At 69.5% G+C, this 7,559-nt stretch carries 7 protein-coding genes; 1 reads left to right on the forward strand and 6 read right to left on the reverse strand.

The features are described from left to right. Positions 1-230 precede the first annotated feature (230 nt). The 6 genes from ACFVT1_RS25290 to ACFVT1_RS25315 form a co-directional block, all read right to left on the reverse strand. Positions 231-707 carry a GNAT family N-acetyltransferase gene (locus ACFVT1_RS25290; protein ID WP_389799347.1) on the reverse strand — a complete coding sequence of 159 codons (477 nt, stop codon included), beginning with the start codon at positions 705-707 and terminating at the stop codon, positions 231-233. Between the two features lie 151 nt (positions 708-858). Beyond that, positions 859-1,701, reverse strand: coding sequence for a hypothetical protein (locus ACFVT1_RS25295; protein ID WP_389799349.1), 843 nt, complete (start codon positions 1,699-1,701; stop codon positions 859-861). 351 nt (positions 1,702-2,052) lie between these two features. Continuing rightward, positions 2,053-2,658 carry a DinB family protein gene (locus tag ACFVT1_RS25300; RefSeq protein WP_389799352.1) on the reverse strand — a complete coding sequence of 202 codons (606 nt, stop codon included), beginning with the start codon at positions 2,656-2,658 and terminating at the stop codon, positions 2,053-2,055. 323 nt (positions 2,659-2,981) lie between these two features. Further along, the gene (locus ACFVT1_RS25305; protein WP_389799354.1) at positions 2,982-4,199 is read right to left on the reverse strand and encodes an MFS transporter; all 1,218 of its coding nucleotides are present in this window, start codon (positions 4,197-4,199) and stop codon (positions 2,982-2,984) included. A 111-nt stretch (positions 4,200-4,310) separates the two neighbouring features. Continuing rightward, positions 4,311-4,622, reverse strand: coding sequence for a metalloregulator ArsR/SmtB family transcription factor (locus ACFVT1_RS25310; protein ID WP_362205135.1), 312 nt, complete (start codon positions 4,620-4,622; stop codon positions 4,311-4,313). Positions 4,623-4,849: 227 nt separating this feature from the next. Next, a complete protein-coding gene (locus ACFVT1_RS25315; RefSeq protein WP_389799357.1) occupies positions 4,850-5,623 on the reverse strand; it encodes an RNA ligase family protein in 774 nt (257 codons plus the stop codon). Positions 5,624-6,103: 480 nt separating this feature from the next. Between ACFVT1_RS25315 and ACFVT1_RS25320 the strand changes: the two genes are divergently transcribed. Continuing rightward, a complete protein-coding gene (locus ACFVT1_RS25320) occupies positions 6,104-7,201 on the forward strand; it encodes a hypothetical protein (RefSeq protein ID WP_389799360.1) in 1,098 nt (365 codons plus the stop codon). The last annotated feature ends 358 nt before the right edge of the window (positions 7,202-7,559 follow it).

Genomic DNA, 7,559 nt, shown 5'->3' on the forward strand with positions numbered 1-7,559 from the left:
CGCCCCACGGGTGCGCAGCGCCCGGCGCCCTCTCCCGGCCACAACGCGCACCGCGCGCGGCACCCACCCGGCGCGCTCGCTACCCGCGCCCAGCACGTTCGACCGGCGCGCCCGCCACCCGTACCCGGCACGCACCCACTGCACCCACCACGCCTGCTGCACCCACCACGCCTGCTGCACCCACCGCGCCTGCTGCACGCACCCAGCACGCCGCCACCGCACACGCGGAACTACGCGCCCCCGAGTTCGAGCTCAGCGACGACCTGTCCCCCGCTCGTCTCCCCGGTCGACCGGAACCCGAGCCTGGAATAGAACTCCTCGGGTCCGTGCGCCCCGGGAACGTACGTCACGGTCGCACGCGTCTGCCCGCGCCGCCGAATCTCCTCGCACACCGCTTTCACCGCGAACGTGCCGTACCCCCGCCCCTGTTGGCCGGCGGCGATGTTCAACCGCCAGAGCCCGGAGCGCGGCTTGTCATCCGGCTCGTCCGGATGGAACCGGACGTCGAAGAAGGCCATGACGAAGCCGACGAGCTGCTCACCGTCGAAGACCAGCCGGGGCCAGGCGAGCTCGGGTGTCGCGTACGCCTGAGCCAGCGACCAGGCGACCGGCTTCACGAGCCCTTCCTGGTCGGGGCGTACTTTCAGCTGGCAGGCGGCCTCGACGTTCTCCGATGTGATCTCTTCGAGGCGCAGTGATGAAGACATGCGGGCAACCTACAGACGGACCGGGACGGCGATCCACCGGGATCAACCACCGGCGCCGGATTCGGAAGCGGCATCACCCGCCCCCGTTGTGGTCCCAGGACCGCAACGAGGGCGGGTGACGAACGCTCGTGGTGCCGCCTTGCGGGAGGCGTCAGTTGGCGGGCGCCTGGTAGAGGCCCCGGCCGGCGCGGTGGGCCCGGGACGTGGCGACGAGCCGGTCGAGCGTGCTGCGCACCGTGTTGATGCTGTTGGGGGTGAGCTCACGCCCCAGCGCCTTCGTGACCTCACGGGCACGGACGGGGGTGTCGCCGAACGTCGCCAGCACCTTCACAGCCATCTCGGTGAGGCTGCCGCTGTCGTCGACAGCCGGCGCGGCGGGCGTTGCCTTCTTCGGGGCCGTGGCCTTCGCGGGCTTGGCGGCCTTGGCCGGTGCGGCGGCCTTCTTGCCCTTCGCGGCGGCGGCCTTCTTCGCGGGCTCGGCGGCCTTCACCGACTTGGTGGCGGTGGCCTTCTTGGCCTGGCCGCGCTCGCTCTTCGGCTTGGCGGTCGTCTGCTTGCGGCCCTTGGGGGCGGACGCCTTCCGGGCGGTACGGCGTGCGGGAGCGGCCGTCGCGGGCTCCTGCGGGGCCTCAGCCGCCTCCTGCGGGGTCTCCACCGCTTCCTGCGGGACCTCTGCCTGGGTGGCGGAGTCGACGGAGTCCTGAGCCTGCTGCGGGATCCTGGGAGCGGTGACGCTCTCGGCCTCCGTCTTGACGCCCTTCGCCTTGCCTTCCTTGGCCTTGCTCTCCTGCACATCCGTGTTCGAGGAGGGAGCGGGGGAAGCGGACAGGGTACGCAGGGCCGTCAGCGCGGTCCGCACCGACTCCAGGCGCTCGGTGACGGTCGCGAGTTCCTTCTCCAGTGCTTGCTGGTGCTGCTCCAGACGCGGAAGTTCCGCCTGCAGTACGGCAGTTGTGGCATCGATGGTGCCGAGCGTGTTGGTCTCGGAGGTCATGTTGTCGCCCTTCTCTCCCGGCCGACCGTTGGTGACCGATGTGTTGCAGCGTAAGGGGCGTTGTGTTGTGGCCGGAAATCGACGCCTCGATACGAGCGGCCGGAAAGCACTTCCGTACCGACGGCCAGTCTCCAGAAACATCCCGTCGTGTGCCCTGGAGACCGGCTGCGAGACACTCGTTCGGCCGCATGCGCTTCGTACGCTGCACCGGCGAGCGACCACTCCGGGTTCCGGACGGGCGCGGGGTGCGTGGAGTGGAGTGCGTCCCCGGAGCCCGCCCCGACGCACGCCCGACGCACGCTCGGGGCGGGCTCGGGGCGGGCTCCCGGGACGGGCTCCGGACCCCTGCTGTCAGTCGCCGCTGTTCACATCGGTGCTGCTGTTCGCTTCGGCGCTGCTGTTCGCGTCGGCGCCGCGCGAGGCGGTCTCCATCATGCGTGCCGTGGTGTCGGCGCCGTCCAGGGCCTCGCGGATAATGTCCGCGTGCCCGCTGTGGTGCGCGATCTCGCGGAAGACATGCAGCAGTACGTGCCGTACGCTCCATGTGATCGGCTCCGGTGGCGACCACGGGTACTGCGGGAGTGTCACGAGGCGCCCGAGGTCGGGCTCCTGCCGTACCGCACGGTCGAATTCCGCGGCGGCCACGTGGAAGGCGTCGAGCAGCCCGGTCAGAGTCTCGCTCTCGGTCATCCGGTTGCCGTCGGGGTCCAGATCGGCCGGGCCGACCGCGACCGGCGCCGTACCGTCGACCACCGCGAGCCACGTCCGCTGCACATCACCGAGATGCTTGACCAGGCCGCCGAGCGTCAACTCGCTGACGGTGGTGGTGAGGCCGGCCTGCTCGTCACTGATGCCTTCGACGGTGTAGAGGAAGTTGCCGCGCTGATCGGCGACGATCGCGAGAAGGTCCTCGCGCTCCCCGGCCTGCGCGTCGATGTCGGTGCTCGTCGTTCCCATGGGCCGTTTCCCTTCCTGTCGGCTCCCGGCTCCCGGCTCCCGTCCCCCGGCCTTCGGCGCCGGGTGCGGTGCCTCAGGAGGTTGGTACCACGAAGCCCTCGACTCGAACGGCGACGAGCCGGGCGGCGGTATCTACCGTGCGCCGGATCTACCGTCCGCCGGATCTACCGTGCGCCGGCGACTACCGGGCGACGACAACTGCCGGGCCGCTTTCGGTGGGGCCGCCTCGGGGCGGTGGTGTATCCCGATGGGCAGGAGCCACCTCGGTGTGCGGCCGTGCCGGAACGGAGCTGCCGAGGTGATCCTGAACGCGGGGGCAGCTCCTACAGCGGCCCCTGGGTGCTGATCGACGCCGAGGGCCGGTCGGTCGGCGGAGGGGACACGGGGCGCGTACGGGTGCGGTCCAGACTCTGCCGCAGTGCCATGGCGAGCAGTGCGGCAACCGCGAACCCGGCCCCGGCCCAGGCGAGTTGACGGGCGCCGTACGCGGCCAGGACCCAGCCGCCGACCGCGGTTCCGACGGTGATGCCGAGGTTCGAGAACGAGATGAAGAGGCTGTTGCCGAACTCGGGTGCGTCGACGGCGTCCCGCGCCAGCCAGCTCTGGCTCACGACGAGCCCGCCGGAGTGCACGGCGCCCCAGATCAGTACGGCCGGAACCATCGGCGCGAACAACGGGCCGACGGCGTACAGGAGCACGTAGACGAGCAGACACAGAACGGGGTAGGCGATCACCGTACGGATCAGGTTGCGCCGCAACAGCCCGCCGAAGACGAAGTTCCCGAGGATCATCACGATTCCGAAGGCCATCAGCATGGCGCTGACCCAGGTGCCGTCCATGTGCGTGACCTGGCCCAGGTATTCGGCGAAGTAGCCGTAGACCGAGAACATCGCCGCGAACACAAGGACGATCGACGCGATGGTCAGCCACATCCGGGACCGCTTGAGAACGCTCAACTGGGCGCCGTAGGAGACCCGTTGGCCGACGGGCATGGGCGGGACGAACCGCAGGATGCCGAGGAAGGCGATCAGATTGACGAGCGCGCCGAACCAGAACGCCGACGGCAGGGACACGTGCTCGGCGAGGTACGAGGTCAACGGCACGCCGAAGGCGAAACCGACGGTGACCCCGCCGAACACGGTGGTCGTGGCCCGGGTCGCGTCCTCGGCCGGCACCATCCGCGCGGCGGTCGCGAGCGCGACGGCGAAGAACACCGGATGGAAGAGGGCGGGGACGACGCGGAAGGCGAGCATCACCTCGTACTGCGTGGTGAGCGCGTAGACGGCGTTGGATACGGCGAACACCGCGATGGCGGCGGCGAGCACCTTCTTGCGGTCGATGCCGGAGGCGAGCAGCGTCGTGAACGGTCCGGTCACGGCGATGACCAGGGCAAACGCCCCGACGAGCCACCCGGCCGCAGACGGTGAGACGCCGAGCTCGGCCGAGACCCGGGGGAGCACACCGACCATGCCCATCTCGGTGGTGATGATCCCGAACACGCCGAGGGCGAGTACCAGGACGGTGAGGGTGGACTTTCGCATCGCGACCTTTCATCAAATCTAGAAAAGTAGATACATTGAGTTGCGGGAGAGTGCTGAAGGAGTGAGTGTGTGGCGGCCGGGGGCGGGGTGCGTGACGGTCGGGCGCGGGTCCTACAGCTCGTCGCGGACGTGCGCGGCGAACTCCGCGATCACCGGCTCGTTGCGTCGGTAGTACGTCCACTTGCCGATGCGTTCCGAGGTGAGCAGCCCCGCGTCCTTCAGGGTCTGCAGGTACCCGGACACCACCGACTGCGCCAGCCCGGCATGCTTCTGGATGTCGCCGACGCATACCCCGATGTGGAATCCGAGCCCCTGTTGCCGGTAGGAGTCCTCGTCGAAGTGCTTCTCCGGCTCCCTCAGCCACTGCATGAACTGGAGGCGTGCGGGGTTGGCGAGTGCCTTGTGTACGGCCAGGGGGTCCACTGTTCTTCACCTCTCCATGCGACTCATGGGAACGCATCTAGCTTTCTCGATATGTAGGGGTAAGTCAAATCGTCGAATTCGGTCAGGGTGCCGTTCTCCGCCGTTGTGCGGGACCGATGGGGCGGCCGATGCGCTCCCGGTGACGCAGGTAGATCAAGGGCGTACGGGTGGGGTGTGCGCGGAGCGGTGGGGCCCGGCCGCCTTCACTGCGGCCGGGCCCGAAGAGGTCAGCGGTGACGTGCGGGCTGGGTGCGGCGTTTGAGGGTGCGCCGATAGTCCTGGAACCGGGCCTTGGCTACCGCCGAGCGGTTGCCGTCGCGGAGCACGATGCCTTCGGGGTGGCCGCCCGCACCCTCGTCCAGGGCCACGTGGGTCGTCGGCAGGTGATCGCCGAGGAACGCCTGCATCTCGGCGATGCCGGTCGGCAAATCGTCCGCGCCCACGGTGGCGAGCCGTGGGACGAGGTCGATCTCCTGGGCCTGGGCGGACAGGGCCAACGCGTCTTCGTCGAGGAACCGCTGCCCGCCGTCCTCACGCCAGCTGGAGATTCGTGCCCGTGGCCACTCCAGGACGTCGAGCGGGACGTCGGCGGCGTCGAAGAGGCGGTGGCCGACGGCCCGGCTGCCGGTGTACTCGCGGCTGGCCGCGGTGACCTTGCCGCCGTACACCTCCAGGTACAGGATCCGGATCCCACTGGTGGGCGGAGTGAGACGGTCGGCGAGGGGGCGCAGTGCGTCGGCGATGCCGAGGGCAGGGTTCCCGATCAGGTCACCGCGGGCGTAGAGGAGCTCCTCGCGGCTGCCGATGACGTAGTCACCGCTGGGAAAGCTGACGATCCGGCCGTTGGTGCCGTCGACCTTCTCGGTGAGGTACACGTCGCCGGTGAACGCGACGGACTCCTCGATGAGGCCGCCGTCCTTCGGGTCGAGCGTGTGGTAGGTGGGGATCGACGGGTACTTGGTCGCCGTGTTGAGGGCGGCGAGGTCGATGGCGCGGATCATGCTGTGCATTCCTTCCTGATCCAGTTGGGTGTTGAAAGCGGGGCCGGCCGGCAGGGCCGTGTGCACATCGCCGTACGACAGCGGCATTCAACGCGGTGCATCGTGCGGGGCCGGCTCGGGTCGAGACCGGCGGCGGCAAGCCAGGCATCCCGCCGAACAGCCAGTCCAGTTCGGTGAGTTCGGACATGCCGTAGGTCTCCGCGTCGTGGCCGCGGGCGTCGGTGGAGGCGTGCGCAGCGAGCATGTACGGCAGCGCGGTGTTCGAGCAATCCGTTTGTTTTCGACGCCCGTACGCGCCACGCGGACGCGGGGACGCGGCGTCGACGCGAAGTCCCGTTCGCGTGGCGGGAGATGGAGAAGGTGCGGTACGGTGACGAAATCATCACGCTCTGTGTGTCTCCGTACACGCAGAGCGGCCCCCGATGGTGCGCCAACACCGACCGAGGGCCTACACCACCAGTGGAAAAGGGCCCACCGGAAATGCTGCGTTATGTTATCGCGCCGTCCGCGCGCTATACGAAGGCATCGCACGATGTCGTACGTCATCAACGTCTGAGCAGTGACGCGAAGATCCTGCTCCTGTACGTGCAGGGCCTTCCCGACGATGCCGCGTACAAGCCGTTGAGCGAACTCGCCCGCAGGCTGGGAATCAAGGGCCGCGCGTACCAGAAGGCCAAGGAACAGCTGGTCGAACACGGGTACGTGCACGAATGGCGGAGTCAGGGTGAGGGCGGCCGCTGGCTCACCGAGCAACTGGTCGCGAACAACCCCCTGACGAGTGAGCAGGCACGCCACCTACGAGGCGCCCCGCTCCCTGCCCGGCCGCCGAGTACGCACTTTCCGGCGGTCGGTGGACCGGCCTCCCGGACGGCCGGTGGCTATGAACCGGTAGAAGACCACAGTGATAAAACCACTCCCCACCCACCCCCCGAAGCCAAGCCCACGCCCGACCCCAACCCCGCACCACCACCCGCACCGACCCCCGCGCTACCACCTACGCCCGGCCCCGAACCGACCCCTGCACCACCACCCGCACGGCCCCCCGCGGGTCTGTTCGCACCGCCCCCCGCGGGTCTGTCCGCACCGGCACCCGAACCGACCCCACCCCCACCGCCCTCGACGGCGAACTCCGTCCAACTCGCCCGCGCGGAACGGGTCCTGCTCTCCCTGCGCCACTCCCGCCGCGAACTCCACCTGGGCCTGCGCGAAGCCCGCACACTCGCCGTGGAAGCCGTCAAATGGCTGGAACGCGGCCTGAGCGAGTCCGACCTGCGCCACGCCCTGCTCGCTGAACGTCCCGACAGCGGCGTGCGCTCAGCAGTCGGCTTCCTGCGCTACCGCCTCATCCAGAAACTCCCCGAACCCAACGTCCAACCCCAACCCCGCGAACGCCCACCTCTCCCCGAACGCATCGAATGCACAGGCCCCGGCGACCCCCACGTCTTCCGCCCCCTGTATGGCGAAACCGAATGCCCTCGATGCCGCTACGCCGCCACCCCGGAACCCGAACACATCACCTGGCGCGAACGCGTCGCCAGAATCCACGGCACGCCCACACCGCTGCCGGCCGGGAAGTGAGCTCATGCGGTCGGCCTGCGGTAGCGGCGCGGGCGCTGCGACGTCCCGACAGCAACGCACGGCCGCCCGGATCCGACCACGAGCTCCCGTTGCCGAAGATGGGCAACGCGGCAAGACGGCAATGCGGCAACGCGGCAGCGGACCGGCCGCGCCGGACACTCAGCCACGAGGGGCCCCTGACGTGCCGGTCGAGGGCCCCTCGCGGTTGCTGCCCGGGTTCAGCTCGGCTGGTCGCCGGTGTAGCGGTAGATCGCACCATCGGAGTTGACGTGCCAGACGGTGCCGTCGGCGGCGACGCCGATGTCCACCGCGCGGCCGGGGATGCCGATCCAGGGGTTGGTGTCGTGGCCGGTGTACC

It is taken from the genome of Streptomyces sp. NPDC057963, assembly GCF_042887155.1.
Lineage (GTDB): Bacteria > Actinomycetota > Actinomycetes > Streptomycetales > Streptomycetaceae > Streptomyces.

Excerpts from the sequence above, each read along its gene's own strand:
- ACFVT1_RS25300 (WP_389799352.1), bottom strand. The coding sequence starts at position 2,658 with ATGGGAACGACGAGCACCGACATCGACGCGCAGGCCGGGGAGCGCGAG.
- ACFVT1_RS25305 (WP_389799354.1), bottom strand. The coding sequence starts at position 4,199 with ATGCGAAAGTCCACCCTCACCGTCCTGGTACTCGCCCTCGGCGTGTTC.
- ACFVT1_RS25315 (WP_389799357.1), bottom strand. The coding sequence starts at position 5,623 with ATGATCCGCGCCATCGACCTCGCCGCCCTCAACACGGCGACCAAGTAC.
- ACFVT1_RS25320 (WP_389799360.1), top strand. The coding sequence starts at position 6,104 with ATGCTGCGTTATGTTATCGCGCCGTCCGCGCGCTATACGAAGGCATCG.
- ACFVT1_RS25295 (WP_389799349.1), bottom strand. The coding sequence starts at position 1,701 with ATGACCTCCGAGACCAACACGCTCGGCACCATCGATGCCACAACTGCC.
- ACFVT1_RS25290 (WP_389799347.1), bottom strand. The coding sequence starts at position 707 with ATGTCTTCATCACTGCGCCTCGAAGAGATCACATCGGAGAACGTCGAG.